Source organism: Pectobacterium hainanensis (assembly GCF_046237015.1).
GTDB lineage: Bacteria > Pseudomonadota > Gammaproteobacteria > Enterobacterales > Enterobacteriaceae > JBJYIN01.
Window position 1 is genome coordinate 82,330 of sequence record NZ_JBJYIN010000019.1, and the last position, 20,096, is coordinate 102,425.

Annotated in this window: 22 protein-coding genes and 3 pseudogenes; 15 read left to right on the forward strand and 10 right to left on the reverse strand. The window is 41.5% G+C overall.

Annotated features, from left to right (window positions below; genetic code table 11):
- Window positions 1–27 precede the first annotated feature (27 nt).
- Together ACKPVM_RS17385 and ACKPVM_RS17390 are read right to left on the reverse strand one after the other, a co-directional pair.
- Entirely contained in the window at window positions 28–852 is an 825-nt protein-coding gene (locus ACKPVM_RS17385) for an AraC family transcriptional regulator (protein WP_409311056.1), read from the reverse strand.
- Between the two features lie 199 nt (window positions 853–1,051).
- Window positions 1,052–1,354 carry an ArsR/SmtB family transcription factor gene (locus tag ACKPVM_RS17390; RefSeq protein ID WP_409311058.1) on the reverse strand — a complete coding sequence of 101 codons (303 nt, stop codon included), beginning with the start codon at window positions 1,352–1,354 and terminating at the stop codon, window positions 1,052–1,054.
- A gap of 103 nt (window positions 1,355–1,457) precedes the next feature.
- Here ACKPVM_RS17390 and ACKPVM_RS17395 point away from each other — a divergent pair, with 103 nt between their 5' ends.
- From ACKPVM_RS17395 to ACKPVM_RS17405, 3 genes are all read left to right on the forward strand, one after another.
- Window positions 1,458–2,552 (forward strand): NADH:flavin oxidoreductase/NADH oxidase, encoded by a 1,095-nt coding sequence (locus tag ACKPVM_RS17395; protein WP_409311060.1) that lies wholly within the window; start codon window positions 1,458–1,460, stop codon window positions 2,550–2,552.
- 356 nt (window positions 2,553–2,908) lie between these two features.
- On the forward strand, window positions 2,909–4,012 hold the full coding sequence (locus ACKPVM_RS17400; RefSeq protein WP_409311062.1) for an MBL fold metallo-hydrolase: 1,104 nt from the start codon (window positions 2,909–2,911) through the stop codon (window positions 4,010–4,012).
- A 929-nt stretch (window positions 4,013–4,941) separates the two neighbouring features.
- Window positions 4,942–6,594 carry a methyl-accepting chemotaxis protein gene (locus ACKPVM_RS17405; protein WP_409311096.1) on the forward strand — a complete coding sequence of 551 codons (1,653 nt, stop codon included), beginning with the start codon at window positions 4,942–4,944 and terminating at the stop codon, window positions 6,592–6,594.
- Window positions 6,595–7,208: 614 nt separating this feature from the next.
- Here ACKPVM_RS17405 and ACKPVM_RS17410 read toward each other — a convergent pair.
- Complete coding sequence (locus ACKPVM_RS17410; RefSeq protein WP_409311064.1) at window positions 7,209–7,418, reverse strand: DUF1471 domain-containing protein; 210 nt, start codon at window positions 7,416–7,418, stop codon at window positions 7,209–7,211.
- A gap of 29 nt (window positions 7,419–7,447) precedes the next feature.
- Window positions 7,448–8,377, reverse strand: a complete 930-nt coding sequence (locus ACKPVM_RS17415) for an aromatic alcohol reductase (protein WP_409311066.1) — start codon at window positions 8,375–8,377, stop codon at window positions 7,448–7,450.
- A gap of 144 nt (window positions 8,378–8,521) precedes the next feature.
- On the opposite strand from ACKPVM_RS17415, the gene ACKPVM_RS17420 reads away from it, so the two are divergent.
- Together ACKPVM_RS17420 and ACKPVM_RS17425 are read left to right on the forward strand one after the other, a co-directional pair.
- Window positions 8,522–9,427 carry a LysR family transcriptional regulator gene (locus ACKPVM_RS17420; protein WP_409311068.1) on the forward strand — a complete coding sequence of 302 codons (906 nt, stop codon included), beginning with the start codon at window positions 8,522–8,524 and terminating at the stop codon, window positions 9,425–9,427.
- 103 nt (window positions 9,428–9,530) lie between these two features.
- Complete coding sequence (locus ACKPVM_RS17425; RefSeq protein ID WP_409311070.1) at window positions 9,531–9,764, forward strand: hypothetical protein; 234 nt, start codon at window positions 9,531–9,533, stop codon at window positions 9,762–9,764.
- Window positions 9,765–9,822: 58 nt separating this feature from the next.
- On the opposite strand, the gene ACKPVM_RS17430 is transcribed toward ACKPVM_RS17425, so the two are convergent.
- On the reverse strand, window positions 9,823–10,368 hold the full coding sequence (locus tag ACKPVM_RS17430) for an NAD(P)H-dependent oxidoreductase (RefSeq protein WP_409311072.1): 546 nt from the start codon (window positions 10,366–10,368) through the stop codon (window positions 9,823–9,825).
- Window positions 10,369–10,478: 110 nt separating this feature from the next.
- Here ACKPVM_RS17430 and ACKPVM_RS17435 point away from each other — a divergent pair, with 110 nt between their 5' ends.
- Both ACKPVM_RS17435 and ACKPVM_RS17440 read left to right on the forward strand, forming a co-directional pair.
- On the forward strand, window positions 10,479–10,847 hold the full coding sequence (locus ACKPVM_RS17435) for a winged helix-turn-helix transcriptional regulator (protein ID WP_409311074.1): 369 nt from the start codon (window positions 10,479–10,481) through the stop codon (window positions 10,845–10,847).
- A gap of 1 nt (window position 10,848) precedes the next feature.
- A complete protein-coding gene (locus ACKPVM_RS17440) occupies window positions 10,849–11,403 on the forward strand; it encodes a hypothetical protein (protein WP_409311076.1) in 555 nt (184 codons plus the stop codon).
- A 243-nt stretch (window positions 11,404–11,646) separates the two neighbouring features.
- Here the strand turns inward: ACKPVM_RS17440 and ACKPVM_RS17445 are convergent, their stop codons facing one another.
- Entirely contained in the window at window positions 11,647–11,976 is a 330-nt protein-coding gene (locus tag ACKPVM_RS17445; protein WP_409161136.1) for a DHCW motif cupin fold protein, read from the reverse strand.
- 423 nt (window positions 11,977–12,399) lie between these two features.
- Between ACKPVM_RS17445 and ACKPVM_RS17450 the strand changes: the two genes are divergently transcribed.
- Entirely contained in the window at window positions 12,400–12,852 is a 453-nt protein-coding gene (locus ACKPVM_RS17450; protein WP_409311078.1) for an NUDIX hydrolase, read from the forward strand.
- A gap of 133 nt (window positions 12,853–12,985) precedes the next feature.
- On the opposite strand, the gene ACKPVM_RS17455 is transcribed toward ACKPVM_RS17450, so the two are convergent.
- Window positions 12,986–13,318, reverse strand: a complete 333-nt coding sequence (locus ACKPVM_RS17455) for a YegP family protein (RefSeq protein ID WP_409311080.1) — start codon at window positions 13,316–13,318, stop codon at window positions 12,986–12,988.
- 175 nt (window positions 13,319–13,493) lie between these two features.
- Between ACKPVM_RS17455 and ACKPVM_RS17460 the strand changes: the two are divergent.
- Together ACKPVM_RS17460 and ACKPVM_RS17465 are read left to right on the forward strand one after the other, a co-directional pair.
- Window positions 13,494–13,694, forward strand: a pseudogene (locus ACKPVM_RS17460) (type II toxin-antitoxin system Phd/YefM family antitoxin); the annotation flags it as partial.
- A gap of 51 nt (window positions 13,695–13,745) precedes the next feature.
- Window positions 13,746–14,016: pseudogene (locus ACKPVM_RS17465) on the forward strand (Txe/YoeB family addiction module toxin).
- Window positions 14,017–14,207: 191 nt separating this feature from the next.
- On the opposite strand, the gene ACKPVM_RS17470 reads toward ACKPVM_RS17465, so the two are convergent.
- Complete coding sequence (locus ACKPVM_RS17470; RefSeq protein WP_409311082.1) at window positions 14,208–14,609, reverse strand: H-NS family histone-like protein; 402 nt, start codon at window positions 14,607–14,609, stop codon at window positions 14,208–14,210.
- Window positions 14,610–15,664: 1,055 nt separating this feature from the next.
- Between ACKPVM_RS17470 and ACKPVM_RS17475 the strand changes: the two genes are divergently transcribed.
- From ACKPVM_RS17475 to ACKPVM_RS17490, 4 genes are all read left to right on the forward strand, one after another.
- Entirely contained in the window at window positions 15,665–15,997 is a 333-nt protein-coding gene (locus ACKPVM_RS17475; RefSeq protein WP_409311084.1) for a TehB family protein, read from the forward strand.
- Window positions 15,998–16,007: 10 nt separating this feature from the next.
- On the forward strand, window positions 16,008–16,346 hold the full coding sequence (locus ACKPVM_RS17480; RefSeq protein ID WP_409311086.1) for a DUF1869 domain-containing protein: 339 nt from the start codon (window positions 16,008–16,010) through the stop codon (window positions 16,344–16,346).
- Window positions 16,347–16,845: 499 nt separating this feature from the next.
- A complete protein-coding gene (locus ACKPVM_RS17485) occupies window positions 16,846–17,181 on the forward strand; it encodes an Imm15 family immunity protein (protein WP_409311088.1) in 336 nt (111 codons plus the stop codon).
- 113 nt (window positions 17,182–17,294) lie between these two features.
- A complete protein-coding gene (locus ACKPVM_RS17490) occupies window positions 17,295–17,681 on the forward strand; it encodes a contact-dependent growth inhibition system immunity protein (RefSeq protein WP_409311090.1) in 387 nt (128 codons plus the stop codon).
- Between the two features lie 468 nt (window positions 17,682–18,149).
- Here the strand turns inward: ACKPVM_RS17490 and ACKPVM_RS17495 are convergent, their stop codons facing one another.
- Entirely contained in the window at window positions 18,150–18,761 is a 612-nt protein-coding gene (locus tag ACKPVM_RS17495; protein WP_409311091.1) for a glutathione S-transferase family protein, read from the reverse strand.
- A gap of 107 nt (window positions 18,762–18,868) precedes the next feature.
- Here ACKPVM_RS17495 and ACKPVM_RS17500 point away from each other — a divergent pair, with 107 nt between their 5' ends.
- Window positions 18,869–19,285 carry a winged helix-turn-helix transcriptional regulator gene (locus tag ACKPVM_RS17500; protein ID WP_409311092.1) on the forward strand — a complete coding sequence of 139 codons (417 nt, stop codon included), beginning with the start codon at window positions 18,869–18,871 and terminating at the stop codon, window positions 19,283–19,285.
- Window positions 19,286–19,687: 402 nt separating this feature from the next.
- On the opposite strand, the pseudogene ACKPVM_RS17505 reads toward ACKPVM_RS17500, so the two are convergent.
- Window positions 19,688–20,096, reverse strand: a pseudogene (locus ACKPVM_RS17505) (tyrosine-type recombinase/integrase); the annotation flags it as partial.

Here is a 20,096-nt window from a genome sequence, read left to right on the forward strand (position 1 = left end):
GGGTTTTCGATAAAGCGACACAATAGGTCAATCGGATAATGGGGGATTGTAAAAATGCGACCTGAAGTTATCTTCCTGAAAAAAATGGGTTGGTGTTTCTCCGATAACATCGCGCCAGTCTTTGATGAAGTGTGATTGATCGTAGTAGCCATGAGCCAGCGCCGCGTCCAGGTAGTTTTTTTGTCTATTGAGTAATAAATGGCGAGTGACGGCTTCAACCCGAATGATACGTTGAAAATGTTTTGGGCTAAGGCCAAAGTTTTGTTTGAACATGCGTTGAAAATGGCGGGAACTGAGACTGTAGTGCTCAATAAGATCGCTAAGGCTGACGCTGGGTTGCCGGTAATGTAATTGTTGATAATAAAATTGCTGGGTCACCGTATCCAGCCAGCACTGCGGTTTCCGATGGCGTAACAGTTGAGCCGAGAGAAATTGTTCAATAATCTGTATTCGCCCTGTCAGATGCGGAGTTTCGCTAATCTGCTGCTCTACCACATTTCCTTCTGTTCCCCAGATATTCCCAGCGCTCGTGCAGGTATCTATCAGCTCGCATTCAGGCAGAGAACTAAAGTGACGCAATGCACCTGTACGAAAACGAACCGCGATAAAACTCACCGCCCGGTTGGGTTGAAATCGAAAAATGTGGTTACGTGGTAGCAGTAACAGACTGGCTTGTGGTGACGATTGGTGCAAATCGGAGCGGAACAGGGTTGCTGGATGCTGATAGAAAAAAAATAATTCCCCACCGCTGCCGGGCAATAAAGGTGGCAATTCAGACTCATCCTGCCATGACCAATAACGACTGATGTAGGGCCTTAACCCGAGACTTGCCCTGAGATTATTTATTTTCATCAATATTCACTGCATCAAGAGATGCAAATCGTCAGTACAGAAATGTGAAACCATGTTCCATTATTACACTTAACGATTGTCCGGGTACAGTGTGGAGCCTAAGACGTTAATAACACGGCGATAGTTTGGCTCTGTGGATAAACAGTCTGGCTTTAAATCCTGCCAAACTATTCGTGCAATGTGGTGTGGCGGTGATTAACTAATCCGTCTGTGACAGGATCGCTTCCAACATGCCTGGAAACCGCGCTTCCATCTCGGTGCGCCGTAATCGATTCATATGGGTGGTACCGATATTTGTGGTATGGATCAGACCGGAATCGCGCAGCACACGAAAATGGTGAGATACGCTGGATTTAGGACGGCCACCGTCTAATTCGCCACAGGTTGCTTCGCCCAGTAAGGCCAAGCGGCGAACAATCTCCATGCGCATGGGATCGCTCAAGGCGTACAGGACGCGCTCAAGGATAAATTGGTCAGTAGTCGGATGTTTAAAAGGTCTCATGCCCAAATTATAGCGGTATGCTTGCCTGAAATCCATTATTCGAATAATATCGAAATACAGAACTATTCGTGTTGAAAACGATCCATATAAAATAGGAAATCTCATGTCAGCTCTATTTCAATCTTTTAAACTAAAAGACGTGACGCTGCGTAACCGTATTGCCGTTCCCCCGATGTGCATGTATTCAGCCAATGATGGGCTGATTAACGATTGGCATCAGAGTCATTATACCGGGTTGGCGCGTGGCGGTGCAGGACTGGTGATTGTTGAAGCGACAGCCGTTGCACCGGAAGGGCGAATTACGCCGCATTGCGCTGGTATCTGGAATGATGCTCTGGCGCAGGCGTTTGTACCTGTCGTTAAGGCGATCAAAGCGGCGGGCTCGGTGCCGGGAATTCAAATCGGTCACGCAGGGCGTAAGGCTAGCGCCAATATTCCGTGGGAAGGTGACGACCATATCGCTGCTGATGATACGAAAGGTTGGGCGACGATTTCGCCTTCCGCGATCGCTTTCGGTGCTAACTTGCCAAAACAGCCGCAAGAAATGACGCTGGAAGACATTAAACGAGTACGCCAGAATTTTGTTGATGCCGCTCGTCGTGCGCGTGATGCCGGGTTTGAATGGCTGGAATTGCATTTTGCCCACGGCTATCTGGGACAGAGCTTCTTTTCCGTGCATGCAAACCAGCGTAACGATCAATATGGTGGCAGTTTTGATAACCGTAGCCGTTTTCTGCTGGAAACGCTGGAGGCAGTGCGTGAGGTTTGGCCGGAACACTTACCGCTTACCGCACGTTTCGGTGTGATTGAATTTGACGGGCGCGACGAAGAGACCATGCAGGAATCTATTGAGCTGACTCGTCGTTTCAAACAGCGTGGACTCGATATGCTCAGCGTCAGTATCGGTTTTTCTACGCCGAATGCGACAATTCCCTGGGGCCCGGCATTTATGGGGCCGATAGCTCAGCAGGTTCGTCAACAGGCAGATATCCCGGTATCGTCGGCCTGGGGATTCGGTACGCCAGCGCTGGCAGAACAGGCGGTAAAATCCGGTCAGTTGGATCTGGTGATGGTTGGGAAAGCGCATCTGGCTAACCCGCACTGGAGCTATTACGCGGCTCGTGAGTTGGGAATTGAGCGCCCGTCGTGGACACTACCGGCACCGTATGCTCACTGGCTTGAACGTTACCACGATTGATCGGTCTGGTAGACAGAAACGCGTTTTAAAATTGCTAGCGGCCAGCGGGGAAATTCTTATTTCCCCCGCTTTCTGGTTTGAAATAGAGATGCAGGTGGCATCTCTGTTATACCTGCTGAACGGGACAACGGCGTCAGTAGAAAGAGATAGGGCGATAAAAATCGGGTGTTGGCGCGCTGTACCGAATGGACATCCTCGATGTTGACAATACCTGTCCATCAAAATATTGTCACTGAACGCTTTAGCGAAAACGGGGTCTTTGTTTGCCTCGAAATCATCAGGCAAAGCGATGGTTTTTCTCTTGTGACTCAAGAAAGAGTGATGAACGATGATCTGGCAGGTGCATTATTAACATTATGGTCATCTTGCTGCTTGTTACGTTACTCATCGCGGTAATCATGTATGCGTACCTCAGACAACCTCAGTTCGGCCAATTGCCAACGGGAACTGAACTCGAAAAGCTCAAACGTTCCTCTTTTTATCATGAGGGAAGATTTAGAAATTTAGCCATTACGCCGCCTTTGAGTAATGGCAGCCATTCTTTTGTGATTCTTGCTAAATTTCTTTTTGGGAAAGACGTCGATGCTATCCCGAATGTTCCATTGCCAAGCCGTAAGACTGATTTGCACTTATTGGATATCAATCAGACGGTGGTTGTCTGGATGGGGCACTCTTCCTATTTCATGCAAGTAAACGGCAAGCGTATTCTTGTTGATCCGGTATTTAGCGGCAGTGCTGCACCGCTACCCGGATTGAATAAGGCTTTCCATGGCAGCAATATATACACGGCAATGGATATACCGACGATCGACTACCTGTTGATTTCACACGATCATTGGGATCACCTGGACTATCCCACTATCTTGCAATTAAAAGAAAAAATTAATCATGTTATCGCGCCGCTAGGCGTGGGAAATTACTTTGCACAGTGGGGATTTGATAAGCAAAAGATACGGGAAGGCGACTGGTTCAGTACTTTCCAGCTAGAACCCCATCTGGCGCTTCATATCTTGCCCGCACGCCATTTCTCTGGGCGTTTATTTAAGCGAAATAAAACGCTTTGGGCCTCTTTTGCGCTGATTACGCCGCAACATAAACTCTATATCAGTGGTGATAGTGGCTACGGACCGCATTTTAAAGAGATTGGTGAACGATTTGGTCCGTTTGATTTAGCCATTCTGGAATGTGGTCAATATAACGAGAACTGGCGCTACATTCACATGATGCCAGAAGAAACCGCATTGGCGGGGCAAGATCTCAATGCGGTGGCGATCATGCCTTCACATAACAGTAAGTTCAAACTTTCCCATCACACCTGGAATGATCCGCTCAAGCGTTTAGTGGTAGCTAGTGAGGATAAAGCCTACCGGCTATTGACGCCGATGATTGGTCAAGCCGTTAACGTGGATGATGTCACGCAGTCGTTTCCTCATTGGTGGGAAACAACGTCGAGTCGTTAACGCGTCGCGTGGAGTCCGTTCATGCATTTGATCGCTATGGCCGGGTAAAAGCAGTCATATCCTTCATTTAGATGTTTCAATAATTCAGCTATGTGCAACCTTGTAAAAATAAGCCAATGAAATACGAGAATGGGTAACATATTTCTGTGTGGCATAACTTTAATTAACGGAGTTAACTATGTTAATGCTTTTAGGTATAGACGTTAACAAGAACGGTAACGTTAAAAATATTATTTAACGTTAAAGTGATTTAATAAAAAATAATAAAACGGTGCTGAATGGTTTCTTGTCTCTTTTTGATAGAAATTAACGATCGAATATGAGGAATTGAATGGTTTAATGATTGGTGAATTCGATCGATATTGTGATTACAATAGTACGAGCCTATAAAATATAGACGTTGAATGACTTGAGTATTTCATTTTACTGAGGAGGAATGACGATCGGCTTGTGTATCTCACCATGATAGCCTGATCATAAAAGATTCAATATATACCCGTCATACTTCAAGTTGCATGTGCGTTGGCTGCGTTCAGTCACCCGAATCACTTACTCAAGTAAGCTCATCGGGATTCCTTCGCTTGCCGCCTTCCTGAAACTTGAATTATTTAGGGTATAACGTTTTGCCAACACCAAAGAAATTTTACTAACATCGAATAAATAAAAACGATTTTTCAGCTAATACAATCAATAAGATGGCTTGGAAAAGGGACGCTAAGGCATGAACGAATGTGCCGTGGTTAACGATGCGGTTAGCAGCGACCTTAATGGGCGAGAGTAACGAGCCCTACCAATGCACATGTAGCTCGAAGTATGACGGGTATGGCTAAAAAGTTAATTATTCTGTGTACAGATCGTGCATTTTGGCGCGAAGAAATGCATTCAATATAAAAACAGGGATTGATGTAAAAATGAACTTCTTAAAAAACATGAGAATTGGGAGTCGGCTCTCATTAGGGTTTGGGTTACTTATTGTTATCACACTTGTATTATCTTCTCTTGAATATTTTTTCATGAAGAATATTGATATAGAGGTTGACAAAATAACTGAAAACCGAATGGTAAAAGCGAATATGCTGCGTGACATAAGAGACAACTTAAACGCCAATGTTCGTACCGTACGCGATATCATTCTGCTTCCCGGTGATAAATATCAAGAGAAGCAAAATTTAAGGAATATTATCTCCTCTACTGTTAACACGTCGAGTGAAATATATAAAAAGTTAGACAGTCAGATTAAGGTGGGAAAAGGGCGGGAGTTGTTTGATCAATTAGCGGTGATAAGAAAACAATATAGCGCCAGTATCAATCAGGCCATTACCTATGCGCTCGAAGGGCCGGATGAACAGGCAACGGCATTTTTGTTTAACGATGTCGCAAAAGTTCAAGACATTTACTTCAGCAAACTTGATGAGCTGATTGATTTACAGCAACAAGATGTCGCAGTGGCGAAAGCTGAGACAGAGGAATATATTTCTGCTGCGCTTTTCTGGACAATATTATTGTCATCCTGTTCCACCATTCTGGGATGTCTCATCGCCTGGTTGCTTACCCGTAGCGTAACGGCCCCGTTGTCCATTGCGTTGTCATCTGCTCAGCGCATTGGTGAAGGTGATTTGCGTGATGCGATTGCCGTTGATGGTCGTGATGAAGTTGGGCAACTGCTGGCAGCAATGCAAGAAATGCAATCATCGTTGACCAATACGGTCGTCACTGTCAGAGATAATGCAGAGAGTGTTGCTACTGCGAGTATCCAAATTGCTCAAGGTAATGCCGATCTCTCATCTCGAACCGAGGAACAAGCAAGTGCGCTGGAGGAAACCTCTTCCACGATGACACAGCTCGGCATGACGGTGAAGAATAACGCGGATAATGCGCGTCAGGCAGACCAATTGGCCAAGAATGCTAGCTCGGTCGCACAGGAGGGAGGCCAGGTTGTTAATGACGTTGTTGAAACAATGAAAGTCATTAATGAAAGCTCTCGGAGTATCGCTGACATCATCAATGTGATTGATAGCATTGCTTTCCAGACCAATATATTGGCGCTCAATGCTGCGGTAGAAGCAGCTCGAGCTGGTGAACAAGGGCGTGGTTTTGCTGTTGTTGCTGGAGAGGTCCGTAATTTAGCCCAGAGAAGTGCGGAAGCAGCAAAAGAAATCAAAAATCTGATTATGGCAAGCGTAGAACGCGTGGAATTAGGATCTGAACTGGCTAATAAAGCGGGAGAGACCATGCGACAGGTCGTGACATCGATTCGCCAGTTAACGGATACCGTCGCAGAAATCAGTTCAGCAAGTGCTGAACAGTCTACTGGCGTCGATCAGGTTGGGATCGCTGTTACGCAAATGGACCAGACTACGCAGCAGAACGCCGCACTTGTTGAAGAGTCTGCCGCCGCCGCGCTCAGTCTTAAAGAACAGGCCGATCTGTTAGTTAGGGCGGTGTCTGTGTTTAAAGTCGCAGGCAATAGACTGTCAGTTTCAACCCCACAATTACCTTCTCGGCCGTTGCCATCAGGTAACATTCTTCCGGCTTCTTCCGGTGTGTCACAACAGAACTCCGCAGACTGGACCAGCTTCTGAGTTTGGTCGCCCCCCGATAATCTGGATTGTCGGGGGAATACCGATCAATAAAGCCAATATAATATTATGAATAGCAATCATATCGAGCAGGAAATACTAGATAATTACAACATATTTTTATCCGAGCTGGAGCAAATTACTGCCTTACTTCAGCAAATGATGTTTAATAAATATAACTCTTTAGACGTATATCTGAATAATTGTAGTCATTTTAAAGATGGTTGTATGAGAATTAATTCTCTCCTGGCTGAGAGTGATTTTAATGAATACGTCAAATCTCATCATGGGCCGCTGTACAACAGCTATAACAGTATTATTATCGCTGTTCGATTGTACGAGAATTTCCTGCGTAATTGTGCGGGTCGTTTGATTAAACTTCCGGCTGAATAGATGTTGTAAACCCCATTGTAACCAATTGAATTAGCGTGTTTTTAATTTCATTGTGAGGAAGGTGGCCTGAAATAGTGATGTTGATATACCGTGCTTATGTGGTATCAAGAATATTGACGTGATGCATTGTGATGTCAGATTTAGCACTTTTATATGCTATTCACAAGGTTAGTATTTTTACTCAAGCAGAGCATGTGAGGGGCAATATGCCCCTCGTCTATTCGTTATGAGGTAATTTTCGCTGTGATGCGCACGTTCTTATCGCCTACCCGAGCCTGAATAATTTTATATGATTTTCCTCCTTCTTTTTTAATCAGTTGGCGAATCTTATTTTCTGTATTATCAAGTGTGTCACCCGTTGCGGTTACCGTCTTGGCATAGACGGAAAATGGCAAGGTAAGTGAGATAAACAGGAGAGTGATCAGGGTTTTCATAGAAATAGTATCCTTATAGGGAGAATCAATTAAATATATTCCTGTAGCCAACCTTCAATATTCTGAGTTTGAAGATTGTTTTTCGCATTGTAGGTTTCACTCATTGGCCACCACATTCCGTCACCTCGAGCGAAAGCGGCGCGATAACGGAGCATTTGGTCATCTGGATGTAAGCTCAGTTCATTGAGCAGCATCGGTAGGGTAAAAACATTTTTGGTAAACGATTGTTTAGTAAAGTGTTCCACCGTATCTGCAAGCTTGCCGTATGAGATCGTTTCACCTGCAACAAATACCACTTCGTTCTTGATTTGCGGCTGATGCAAATAAATATCGGTAGTTAATCGCCCAATATCCTCGGGTGAAGTCACGGTGACTTGGGTATCCCATCCACCCAGTGCATTGATTGTTTTTTCGGCCAAGTTAACAACGTTGAAGGCGGGTTCAAAAAGAAAGCTGGTGAACATGCCCGTTGAAATAATGATCCATGCCGTTGTGTGCTGTTCGCGCAGTAGGCTTCTAACATCATATTGTTCATCCCAGACAGGCTGTCCGCTTCCTTTACCAACGACATCATAATTAACACCGAACTGCCAGGGAAAGTAGCGTTTAACCTTCGCAGCCAGTACTGCTCGCGTGATCTTCAGTTGTGTGCCAGCCCCAGCAACAAACCCCATGCAATTGATGATGGTATCAAATGATTCGAACAGTGTTTTTAATGACTCAAGCGTACTTCCTGCCATATCAATGGAAATAAAGTCTGCCCCGCTCGCCGCATGTGCTTGATGATGGCTAGAACGCAGTCGGCCTTGCTCATCCTTAGAGTGAGGCGAAACAATAACGGAGACGGTACCGTTAAGCCGTTTTACGGCGGGTATTAGCGAGTTCAGTACGGCATTGCCGAGTTGTCCTGCACCAAGCACTAATACTCTTTCACTAGAATTAAAATCATATTCTTGCATTTTGAGTCCTTACTCTATAAAGCAGTGTATTAACTGCAGCGAGAGCAAGTTTACTGTCGTGATCCTCATTCGATAAGTACAGGAATACAGGTTAGACTGTTCGTATAAATGGGATAATCAATCCGTTCATGAGTATGGTGGAATATGGATAAGCTGGAATCAATGCAGGTATATGTTCATGTCGTCGATACGCATAGCTTCGCCAGAGCATCGGAAGTGCTGGGTCTACCGAGATCGACCGTATCTCGTGTCATTAAAGAACTGGAAAGATACCTGGGGCTGCAACTTTTACAACGCACCACCAGAAAGCTCAGTGTGACAACCGATGGCCGCCGTTACTATGAAGAATGCAGAAGGATCCTTACTGATATTGCGACAATTGAATCTTCATTTCCTGGTAGATCCGCTCAGCCAAAAGGTCGCTTTAAAGTGGGAATGCCGCAATCCCTTGCCCGTTATTGTATCATTCCCAGGATCCAGGCGTTTCTGAGCCTGTATCCTGAATTGGAGATGATACTTTGCTCAAGTGATAACGTTGAGGACATCATCCAGGAAGGCTATGACTGTGTGATCCGAACGGGAAGGGTAGAGGATTCAACTACCTTGGTTGCCCGTCCGCTTGCAAATTTTAAATGGGCTGTCATGGCGTCGCCAAAATACATTGAAGCGCATGGAAGACCAGAGAGTTTGGATGATTTAGAGCACCATCGCGCAGTGGGCTACCTTAGCCACCGAACCGGGCGTACCACTGAATGGTTGTTTACGTTTGATGACGTCGATCGGGTGATTCGAATGAAAGAGATTTTTGTGGTGGATGATACCGATGCCTATATACAGGCCGGAATTCAAGGCATTGGATTAATTCGTGTTGCGAGCTATCTGGTTGTTCCCTATCTGAAAAGCGGAGCATTAGTTTCTTGCATGGATAATTTCTCTTTTGATTTACCTTTATCGCTGGTCTATCCACAAAATAGATATCTTCCCCCGTCAGTTCGTGCGTTTTTTACCTGGAGTAAAGCAGTACTAAGCCAACCGCATTATGGGAAGTAGCGACCACCCATATTGCATCAATCTTATGACGTCTGACTAGCCCGTGAATGCTTAAGTCTATAAGTTAACTTTATCAATCAATGTGTTGATAGAATGATTCTGCTTGTTTGCCTGTCTGTTAGCTTATCTCGGTTGTACTGGGAGTAAAACATATTCCGGCTCTTATGCGCCATCATCTGCACCGCAACCCGATTATGTTAAGCCAACCAAAGAGTATAAGGCGCAATCACAAATTGACTACGACCTTGCTGCGAAGGGATCAAGTTTTTTACTTGATCCCAATCTGAGTATCGTTGAGCAACAGGGTTATCGGGATGCACTGAAAAACAAAGAATAAGGTAGTTAGTTATATGGCTGTTAATTCCAAGCCTCTATTGTACACATAATAATGATTCTTATTCTACCATGTGGTTAATAGCTGCTATTAATTTTTTACTATGGTTTTTTGCTTTATCTCTAATTTCTAATTCAGTATGGCCCGATACTATTGAAGTGTCATACAAAATAACGGGTTCAATATAGTTCATTTGAGCATATTCAGCCGATTTTTTTATCGGCATCAATAAACTGTCCATTAATGGACTGTGATCCTCTTTTTTGAAGTTATACTCTGGTTGACCTACTGTCAGGCTTGGCAACAGATTTTTATTTTTAAGTTTATCTCCCTTTGAACCATAGGCAAACTGATAGGTAAACACCTGATCGAACCAAATTTTCAAAATGGCAGGAATATTATACCAATACATAGGGTATTGTAGAATAATCAGATTATGACGTAATAAAGCGGCTTGTTCTTCTTTTACGTTAATCTTGTAATCGGGATTTAACTGAAAGATATCACGGATTTCCACATCAGAAAAACTATGTTGTAATTCAGTTATGATAGACTGATTTGCTATAGAGTGTTCGATGTCAGGATGTGCCAATATAACTAATGCCATAAGATCTCACTTAATAACAGTCGATAACTATCAAAATGATAGGTGGTGTGGTAAGTTTACTGCATAGCTTGTCATTGACAATAACTATCAAGATCGATAGTGGAGATAGCATGAAGATAAAAATCACTAAAAATGCAGCTTGTCAGGTCTTTTTGAATGAAAAAATCTATCCCTGTCCAGTTAGCCTGGTCATGGATTTAATTGGTGGGAAATGGAGGGGTGTTATTCTTTACTATTTAAAAGATAGAAATAAAAGATTCAGTGAGTTACGCAAAAATATTCCACACATTACTGAAATGACGTTAAGTTTACAGCTTAAAAAACTGGAAAAGGATGGGCTTATTACGCGAGAGGTTTTCGGTGAAAAACCACCATTAAAAGTTATTTATTCACTTTCTGAGTTTGGACAATCATTTAAACCCGTTCTTGAGGCTATTTCATCGTGGACAGATACTGAGATAATAGAGAGTGTGAAATAGTATGAAGATAATATTAATCCGACATGGTAAACCTGATGTTGACATAACAAGAAAATTATCTTCAAATGAGATGGCATTGTGGATAGAGGATTATGATAAAAGTGAGGTAAGTGAAAACCCTCCGCCATACCTTTTTACAAACAATCTTATTAGCAAGAGTTTTGTTATTGTTAGTCCACTACCAAGAACATTAACGTCATTGGAAATGATGGGCATTAATTCTGATATGATCGATCCAATGTTTCGTGAGGCTCAATTACCTTCATTTAACCGTTCTTTGTTGCGGCTATCACCAATGACATATGTTTTTATATTTCGTATGTTATGGCTTATCGGATTTTCTAAAAATGTTGAATCCTATTATTCAGCTAAATTTCGCTCTAAACTAGCTGCAAAAAAATTAATAAACCTTGCCCAAACAGAATCCTCGGTTTCTCTAATGGGGCATGGAATTATGAACCGTATGATTGGCTACCAGCTTGAAAGGGAAGGGTTCAAAAAAATACAAACATTAGGTAAAAGCTACTGGAAATTAACTGTTTACGAGAAATACTGACTGTCAGTTTTTCTCGTGGAATCAAATGCCAATTTGAGTCTTATTGGATAATGGCATTGCATATCATCTACCTAATCGAGAGTTTATTGTTCAGCAGCACGTTTTTCCTGAACCTGTTTGCTGTTCCATTTGGCACGATGAACACGTTGCATAGCTGGACGGCTGGTTGCTGTTGCCTTGGTGAGCCATGAGCGCTTTTTCTTCAACGTCCAAGGTAATAGTGGGTAAGATCACCTAATACAATTAATCAACGATAAACAGTTTTGCACCATTAGGTGATGATGAACGATGAGCCTCTGCGCCATCAGCCACTTGATAACTGATACCTGGAGTTAAGACGAAACTTCTGCCATCATCTAATTCTGTGTGAAGCTCACCTTCAAGGCATAAAAGTATGTGTCCTTTTTTACACCAATGATCAGCAAGATATCCGGCAGAATACTCAACGATCCGCACTCTTATGTTGCCAAAATTTTGGGTTCTCCACAAAGCAAAACCAACATCACCAGTATGAGTTGTTGGCGCTATTTCTGACCAGTTTGTGATACCGAATGGCAGGTTTTCTATGTTCATACAGATTATCGTTATTCGTAGGAGAGTGTGTACGATTAACATAGACATATGGATAAATCAATCACCATTAGATATTCTGCTTTTTTCGTCAGAATTAAGGTCCAGTTATGCAGTTTATCCCCGCACATCTGAACACATTGCCAGTATTCAGAAAACCTACGCTTGGCACGTTATGAATGGCATAGCCACTTTTGAGACGGTTCCTCCGACTGTGGAAGAGATAAAGGAGCGGCTCACTAATGTTTTTGATGCGAAAACACCGTGGATTGTCGCTGAGGTTTATGGTGTTGTTGTCAACAATCGCGCAGTGCTGTTTTGGTGATTTAATACGGTAAAAGATAATTGTGATGATATAAATCAAGCAATTAATGTGTTGAAAGGTGGAATAATAACCATTATCTCTTAATAAGATTGGATATGTTTATGCGCGAACCTAAGCAAGTATTAATCGTTCCTTATGTTATAGATAAGGATGAATTGTATTTATATATACTAAAACGAAGAGATATGGATTATTGGCAATGGGTTGCAGGAGGGGTAGAGGAAAATGAAACTATATTGGATGCTGCAATTCGTGAGTCATCAGAAGAGTTAGGACTCATTCTTAAAGAGTCAAATTTTATACAGCTTGAATCAGTCTGCTCTATTCCGAGATGCTATTTCAAAAGTGATAGGGAATGGAGCGATGATTTTTATACCGTTACTGAATATTCCTTTGCTGTAAGGTTATCTAAAAATTCAAAAGTAAACCTTAGTAATGAACACTCTGAATTTAATATAATAAAATATTCTGATTTAAAAAAATATAATACATGGGATAGTAATAAAACGGCAGCGTGGGAACTAAAGGAAAGAATGCTAATGGGGCGGCTTTAAGAATCAATAATAAACTAATTCTATTTATAAGAGGTAGAAGCAGGCGCTGCGATTTGCTTCTATCTTTTTTATTACTGCATTACTTTTGTAGAGCCAAATCCAAAAGACAGGATTTGGCTCAGGGATAATACGATTAGGTATTATCTTTCACTGTTTTAGTGCTTCCGTTGTTTTTTACCGAGGTAATGCCTGTTTCACGCGATTGCGCACTGGCATACATTTGGCTTGTCCCTATAACCTGATGATTGGCCGCTTTTAAATTGAAATAGAATTTTCCATTAACGGAATCTTTCTTTTCATACCTTTCATCTAGGGGGCTATTTACCTGAACAGAGGCAATGCCATTCTCTGCGGTTCCTTTTGTCGTATAAAGCTCGCTGGTAAGAATAATTTCGCCATTACCTGCTTTAAGAACAAATCGGAACTGACCATCACTGCTCTTACTCAATTCGAACCAACCGGACATATGAACTCCTTGATTTAAATCGATAATGTAAACAGTCTTCGAAAACGCATTTTATGCCTGAATTAGTATGCCTGAAAATCCACTTGGTGGGAATGTATCGATAGCCTTGTCCTATTTTGACTTTTCCAAGCACGCTAATTAATGCGTACATTTGTTGTATGGAGGAGACATTGCTATGGCACTCGTTCGTTTGACTGAATTCCGCCAGAATATCGCCGCACATTTTGATGAGGTCATATCATCAAGAGCGCCGTTGCTGGTTACACGCCAAGGGTCAGAAGCAATGGTCATGCTGGCTGAAGGTGAATACGAATCCATTCTGGAAACCCTGCACTTGTTTGCAACTACGGCAAACTCTGAGTGGTTACGTGAAAGCATTAAACAGCTCGGTGACGGAAAGGTGGTAGAGAAGGCCCGACTCTCTGATATGAAACTGCTTTGGACAGAGAATGCTTGGCAGGATTATCTATACTGGCAGGAAAACGATCCCAGTATGATCACAAAAATCAACGAGCTGATTTAAGGATACCAAGTGGTCGCCCTTCAAGGGGTTAGAGAAACCAGAACCCCTCAAAGGTGATCTCTCTGGTTTTTGGTCACGTCGAATATCCGGTAAGCATCGTTTTGTCTACCGTGTGTCAGGAAAAGGTGAGGTTCAGCAACTGGATGTTGTTCAATGCCGATTCCATTACAAATAGCCTATATTTGGAGTTATTCGCCTGAACATGGGCTAATAGATCTTGTGGCACGTAAGTCTGTTTTCTCAAACCCAATTTAGGGCGTGGGAGGAACAACATTGGATGGTTTTTGTGATAATGATGGATAAGAAAACTCAAAATTAGCCGCTAAATCACTTTAACGGCTAATGAGAATTAAGTGGCAGAAATAATTAGATCTCAAACTCTTCCAAAGTCTTACCATTTTCAAGTGCTGCCGCAATTGCTTTAGGTGTACGACCCTGACCTGTCCATAACTTTTCGTTACCATTTTCATCAACGTATTTATATTTAGCCGGACGGGGAGCGCGTTTGGCTTTCGCTGATTTGCTGGTAGGTATTGAGCCCAGCAGTTCAGCCGGATCAATTCCATCAGCCAGTAATTGAGCGCGGAAGGCTTCAAGTTTGGCCTGACGCTCTGCATTTTGTTGTTGTGCGTTGGTTTCTTCTTCGCGGCGGTCTTCAACAATCGCGGTCAATTTTTCCAGCATTTCTTCTAACGTTGCCAGATCCAATTCACGTGCCTGAGCACGCAGGGTACGAATATTGTTTAATACTTTTAAGGCTTCACTCATAGTCGGTCATCCTGATAAAGAGAAATAGGTTATTGTGGGTTAGTAAGTCAAAAATTTGACAATCGACAACGCTAAATTATATATCAATATAACTAAGGAGGAAACAATGAAGAGGGAAAAATTAAGTATCTACTCTGGATTTATTTATACAATAGTATTTTTTAGCCGTTTTAATCGTTCCATATGGTTTGGGATGGGCTATTTGCCATATCAGCCATGATGTTTTAAGCCATCTTGTCTTGTATTCTTTGGGGGCAGCTGGGGTTAGTGTGCTTTTTATGCTGTTAGGTATCGTACTGATGATAACGAACAGTATCATGCGATTTATGTTTCGATGGCATCAAAAAACACCGTATAACTAAGAGGTTTCTAGAAAAAATTAAAAGTAAGCGATTTTAATTTATCCAAATTTTTCTCCTCGGATGGATTAATCACGAAAAATGAGAAAGGCTACCTACTTTCTTGTCAGTCTGGCACGTGGGGTAAAATGTCAACTACAACGATGTCTGGTATGTATGCGCATTATCATTCGCCGGGAGATGGTTATAAGTGCGTCGTTCCAAATGCAGCAACAGGACGCTGTTCATGTGATGCGGGGTTATTTGCTGTAGCCGTAAAACTAAAGGAGCAACTGGAAATAGATAGAGTGAAGGCGTGACCAGTAATGATATTTATGCTTGCTCAGCTCAAAAATTGGGCTGGGGAATACGCTACTATATGAGTATTCGGGTAATTTCAACAAATATAATTAATGGAAGAACTCGGTGGGTATCTGACTGGTAGCTGGACTGTTTTATATAGTATTTTTAAAATTTTACAATACTAACAAATGGGTATTGATGAAATGTAATGTACATACAAATAAATATTTTAAAATATCATGGTAAAGTCGTTTTATCACGCTATCAGTATGAATTAATTATATAATTTTTCATCGTGAGTTTTTTTCATTAAAAAGAGGAACGATAAAATAATAAAGGGTATATGATATGCAACTTACGTATCTTCCCTTGTAGGATTTGGTTTAATCAGTAATAAAAAAGTGAGGTTAGAGCATGCAGCGCATTATCATCCCTGTAGACTATATCCATACTCGTACTACCCCATTCTGGACTAAGGAAACGGCACCAGAATCTATATGGAAACGCCACTTAGATGCGGGAACACGTCAGGGAGTTTATCCACGTTTAAGTGTTATGCAGGGGGCTATCCGCTATTACGGCTATGCGGATGAGGCCAGTTCTGTTCCAGTAGAAACGATCACGATCAGAGCGGGAGAGTTTGCAGTATTTCCGCCGGAGAAATGGCATAACATCGAAGCGTTATCCGACGATACGGTATTTAACGTGGATTTTTATGTTGATCCAAAGATCTTAATTGAGCATTGAGGTGATGGTTATGACAACAGAAAATAAAGGCTATTCTTTGATATTATCAGAAAGTAGTAGCAAAAAAACTGAAGAAAAGGTGTATTTAAAGCCCATGTCATTATATGTGCCCAGTGTTTGCGAACAGGCGGTAGCAGAGTTGATTTCAGGTCTGGCAGGGACAGTGAAAAACGAAGGTAAGTTCGTTCTGACCGTAACTAATAATAACAATGGGGTTTCTGTAGATAAGGATTTTTCCAGTCTTGATGAACTGAAAGCTCCGTTTGTTGCCTCAGATTCGGTAAAGGAACTGATTAATATTGTTCGTGGCTATGAATCTGATGAAGATACGAATGTTTGTGGTTGGTAGCATTGGTTGCTAGTGAACTGTTTACTGGCGAGATTTGTCGTCATAAGCATGGTTTTTATTTACCAGTGCGGCCATTTAAAATGGATACGTGCTATTGCCAATGGTTAATTAACTGACTATCTCCTGAGTATTTATAAAAAACTCAGGAGATATTGTGTTTATTAGTTGTCAGTTTTTTCAATCAAAGAATTATTAGTTGACGGTGTTTTTATCCTTCAATGGGAAGAGAATTTTCCTGCTAATAAAAGCAATATGTGCCGTAAAAATAACGGTATGAATAATGCCACAACTCGAAGATAGAAAGAGTTAATTTAAATAATAAGTATTGTGTTTTTAACCAAGTAAAATCAAACAGAAAGGATAATCTCTGCTTCTAAGTAAAATCGTTGTTTCAAATGTCTGTATCTAATATTGACATGGTGCCTGGTATTGAATCATCGATAAAAAGCGCCCAATATTCGCGCATCAAGGAACATTTTACTGTCAAAGGAGAATGACAATGCCGGGTGCTGCCCGCCTTAATAATATCGGAAGTGGTCATGACTGCTTCCCGGAAAACCCGATAACCGAAGGCAGTGCTGATGTGATCATCAATGGTCAGCCCACTGCTCGACAAGGCTATAATGAAATAAATTGTTTTACTCCTAATTTATTTATATCTAAAAGGAAAAAGTGGCTTCTTCATTATCTTAATCTAACTCAAAAAAATACAGTAGAAGAAAAATTGATTAAAAAACACTTGGTTTCTATGAGAAAGAGTGAGTATACGGTCCTTGTTCCATCCAATTACTCAGTGGATAATAAGAGAGTGTATATCATAAAATCTTTTTCATAGTGGGTGACTCTCTATTAGCGGATCTATTTCTAAATGGATTCTCGCATTATTTTTCGCAAGTATAGTGTTATTATGAGAGGCTATTTAGAATCAGTGTTGAGAGAGTATGGGATATGACGACTTTTCGTAAATTAGTAGGAAATATAAATGTGAAGAAAGAACCATATCAACAATCTTCTCTTGATTTATGGTTTGAGCGTGTCATTGATATTCCACTTGAAAAACTAGAAGTAGAAGATCTGTGTCGTGCTATTCGACAGGAGCTATTTCTTGAACAGCTAATGCCAAGCATACTGGATGTTCTGAGTGAAGATCCTTTAGCTGGTGAATATTATGATGGCGAGTTAATCACTGCTTTATCAATGATAACAAAAGATGCGTTAGTGCATCACAAAAGTAGCTTTATTGAAATAAATAAAATTATAAGCCAGATAGATCTTTCAGATATCAGTAGTGATTTAAAAAAAGATATACTAAAAATAAACAAGATGATTGCGTGAGTAATTTAGGGGATGCTACTGAATAATACCCTATGGATAGAGTTATTATACGATTATATTTTTCTCTTGAATGACGCGATGATTTTTATATATGATATTTCTGTGTTAATAACAAGTGCCAATGTTTTGTCATATTTTAACTCCTACTTGTCACAAGTATTTTTTGATTGTAATGAAATAACACTCAAACCTCTTGATTACAGGCTAAATAATCATATTAGAATCAACTAAAAGGGCTGCTATGCCCTTTTAGCGTTTAGCTTACCACTTCTTTATGATAAGCCAGATGTAGTGTATTAAGCCTTTCCCACAAAATGAAAGATAAGATCTCTTTTGTTTTAGGCTCATCCAGTTCAACAACCGCGTAAATTAATGCCCGACACTGATCGATGATTTATTCCAGTTCCAACGGTGTGTTATCGAACATGATAAACCTCCGCTACTGGATGTCCACGACCTAAATAATGATCAGTAGTCAGCACTGGGTCGTTGTCTGAAATGTGAATACCAACGATCAAGATGAGGATGGTGAGTAGCAAAAGGGAGAAGGAAGCGTTCACGTACCGTCTGAAAAATCGCAAATGTTGTAAAATCTGCAATCGTAGGTTCATTGCCTGCTAGAAATGTATTTTCACCAATCTCTTTTTCTAGCACGTCCAATAGCTCAGTGATGTAGCGGAAATTCTGATCTGCTACCATTTGTGAGGGGAATGGTTCTTTTGCCGGAAACGCGTTGGTCTGATTCCATAACCACAGTTGGCTGCGGCCGATAAGATCACTCCCAATACGCTCAAGAGTTCTCACTCTGGCACGCGATAAGGGATCGGTTCCAATAAGAGGTCTGTCAGGAAACAACTCCTCAAGATATTCGATAATAGCTGCTGATTCTGTAATCGCCATTCCACTATCAGTCACCAGCGTTGGTGCTCGACCCGAAGGATTTATGCTCAGGTAGCTGGATGAGCGATGTTCTTGACCAACATAATCAAGCTCATAGCGAGGGATATCAATTCCTTTCTCTGCGAGGTAAATAATAACGCGCCTTGGGTTTGTTCCCATACGAAATTGGTAAAGTAGCATGATTAACACCTTATTTTTTCAGTAATGATTAAGTACTAATGATAATATCTATACTTACTATCTGAAAGATGGCACATGTTTGTGCTGTAGGCACATGGAGTATACTAATGGGAAGAAATATTCATGGTCGTACTTATGAAGAAACGGCTAAGGGAGCGCGTCTGAAGCCCTGTGCGCCTCATGATATTCTAGCTCGGCTGGGTGATAAATGGTCTATTCTTACCCTCTCACTGCTAGCTATTGCACCTGAATACCGACTGCGTTTTTCTGCAATTAAGTACGGTATCGAAGGAATTACCCAGCGTATGCTAACCTTAACACTACGCCATCTTGAGCGAGATGGATTAATCGTCAGATACTACTATCCTGAAATTCCTCCCCGCGTCGAATATGAACTAACCGAGTTGGGAAAGGATATTCTTCCTGCGTTGGAAAGCTTTACTGGCTGGATTCGGAATAATTGGCCAAAAATTGAAGCTGCACGCCTTAGTTATGATCTGGCTGCTGGGAAGAGTAAAATTTAATCTCATTTGAGATTAGGATTTAATCAGTAATTTGGTTAATATATATAATATGTAAATAATAGAGAATATATAGATGTCTACTCATGTAGACGTCGGTCACTCAACAGATTTTTTCCACCAGAAATATCCTCCTGTAACTTGACTTCATAGTTACCAATACCAGTAAAACCATTGGGTAACAAATTTTTTCATAATTTAAAATTTATTTTTATCACATTAGTTTTTTTCTGTTTTATGAAGTTTTTGTTTTCTGGCACTTTGCTACATGGATTTTCCAGCAAGGGTAGGTCGAAGTTTACAGTGTCAAATTATGTTCTGAGGAGAATGAGAAGCCAGAGGGAATAAATTTTTTAGCAAAATAACAGGCCATCCGTGGCTTTTCGCTATTTGTCCCTTCTGCCCAAACTCAAACGGCCTAACTATCCCGTTGCTGTTAGCATCAAGAAAATCAGCCCACCAATTGCAACATGAGGCGACGTTGTTCAAGATGTTTGGCCTTGTGAGTGTAGGCAGCTCGAACGTTGTTTTTTTCCATGTGGCTCATCTGAAGTTCTACCACATCATTCAGGCCAGATGCCTGATTCAATCAATGCACTACACGCCAGCGTTCGGAAACCGTGACCGCACAGATCGGTTTTGGTGTCGTAGTCCATTTTGCGTAGCGCCTTGTTGATGGTGTTTTCACTCACTAGTTTCATCGCATCATAACAGCCAGTCAGGATAAAACCGTCATCACCGTTAACGTCATAGGTGAGGTTGTAGTCCCCCCTGAATTTAGTCTTACCGCTTAATAGAGTTCTCTGGTTAAAAT

What these genes read in the sequence shown, in the direction of transcription:
- ACKPVM_RS17440 (WP_409311076.1), top strand. Translation starts at nt 10,849, where the DNA reads ATGAAGATAATATTAATCCGACATGGTAAACCTGATGTTGACATAACA.
- ACKPVM_RS17410 (WP_409311064.1), bottom strand. Translation starts at nt 7,418, where the DNA reads ATGAAAACCCTGATCACTCTCCTGTTTATCTCACTTACCTTGCCATTT.
- ACKPVM_RS17495 (WP_409311091.1), bottom strand. Translation starts at nt 18,761, where the DNA reads ATGCTACTTTACCAATTTCGTATGGGAACAAACCCAAGGCGCGTTATT.
- ACKPVM_RS17395 (WP_409311060.1), top strand. Translation starts at nt 1,458, where the DNA reads ATGTCAGCTCTATTTCAATCTTTTAAACTAAAAGACGTGACGCTGCGT.
- ACKPVM_RS17430 (WP_409311072.1), bottom strand. Translation starts at nt 10,368, where the DNA reads ATGGCATTAGTTATATTGGCACATCCTGACATCGAACACTCTATAGCA.
- ACKPVM_RS17480 (WP_409311086.1), top strand. Translation starts at nt 16,008, where the DNA reads ATGACAACAGAAAATAAAGGCTATTCTTTGATATTATCAGAAAGTAGT.
- ACKPVM_RS17450 (WP_409311078.1), top strand. Translation starts at nt 12,400, where the DNA reads ATGCGCGAACCTAAGCAAGTATTAATCGTTCCTTATGTTATAGATAAG.
- ACKPVM_RS17415 (WP_409311066.1), bottom strand. Translation starts at nt 8,377, where the DNA reads ATGCAAGAATATGATTTTAATTCTAGTGAAAGAGTATTAGTGCTTGGT.
- ACKPVM_RS17420 (WP_409311068.1), top strand. Translation starts at nt 8,522, where the DNA reads ATGGATAAGCTGGAATCAATGCAGGTATATGTTCATGTCGTCGATACG.
- ACKPVM_RS17385 (WP_409311056.1), bottom strand. Translation starts at nt 852, where the DNA reads ATGAAAATAAATAATCTCAGGGCAAGTCTCGGGTTAAGGCCCTACATC.
- ACKPVM_RS17390 (WP_409311058.1), bottom strand. Translation starts at nt 1,354, where the DNA reads ATGAGACCTTTTAAACATCCGACTACTGACCAATTTATCCTTGAGCGC.
- ACKPVM_RS17405 (WP_409311096.1), top strand. Translation starts at nt 4,942, where the DNA reads ATGAGAATTGGGAGTCGGCTCTCATTAGGGTTTGGGTTACTTATTGTT.
- ACKPVM_RS17470 (WP_409311082.1), bottom strand. Translation starts at nt 14,609, where the DNA reads ATGAGTGAAGCCTTAAAAGTATTAAACAATATTCGTACCCTGCGTGCT.
- ACKPVM_RS17500 (WP_409311092.1), top strand. Translation starts at nt 18,869, where the DNA reads ATGGGAAGAAATATTCATGGTCGTACTTATGAAGAAACGGCTAAGGGA.
- ACKPVM_RS17455 (WP_409311080.1), bottom strand. Translation starts at nt 13,318, where the DNA reads ATGTCCGGTTGGTTCGAATTGAGTAAGAGCAGTGATGGTCAGTTCCGA.
- ACKPVM_RS17445 (WP_409161136.1), bottom strand. Translation starts at nt 11,976, where the DNA reads ATGAACATAGAAAACCTGCCATTCGGTATCACAAACTGGTCAGAAATA.
- ACKPVM_RS17475 (WP_409311084.1), top strand. Translation starts at nt 15,665, where the DNA reads ATGCAGCGCATTATCATCCCTGTAGACTATATCCATACTCGTACTACC.
- ACKPVM_RS17400 (WP_409311062.1), top strand. Translation starts at nt 2,909, where the DNA reads ATGGTCATCTTGCTGCTTGTTACGTTACTCATCGCGGTAATCATGTAT.
- ACKPVM_RS17490 (WP_409311090.1), top strand. Translation starts at nt 17,295, where the DNA reads ATGACGACTTTTCGTAAATTAGTAGGAAATATAAATGTGAAGAAAGAA.
- ACKPVM_RS17435 (WP_409311074.1), top strand. Translation starts at nt 10,479, where the DNA reads ATGAAGATAAAAATCACTAAAAATGCAGCTTGTCAGGTCTTTTTGAAT.
- ACKPVM_RS17485 (WP_409311088.1), top strand. Translation starts at nt 16,846, where the DNA reads ATGCCGGGTGCTGCCCGCCTTAATAATATCGGAAGTGGTCATGACTGC.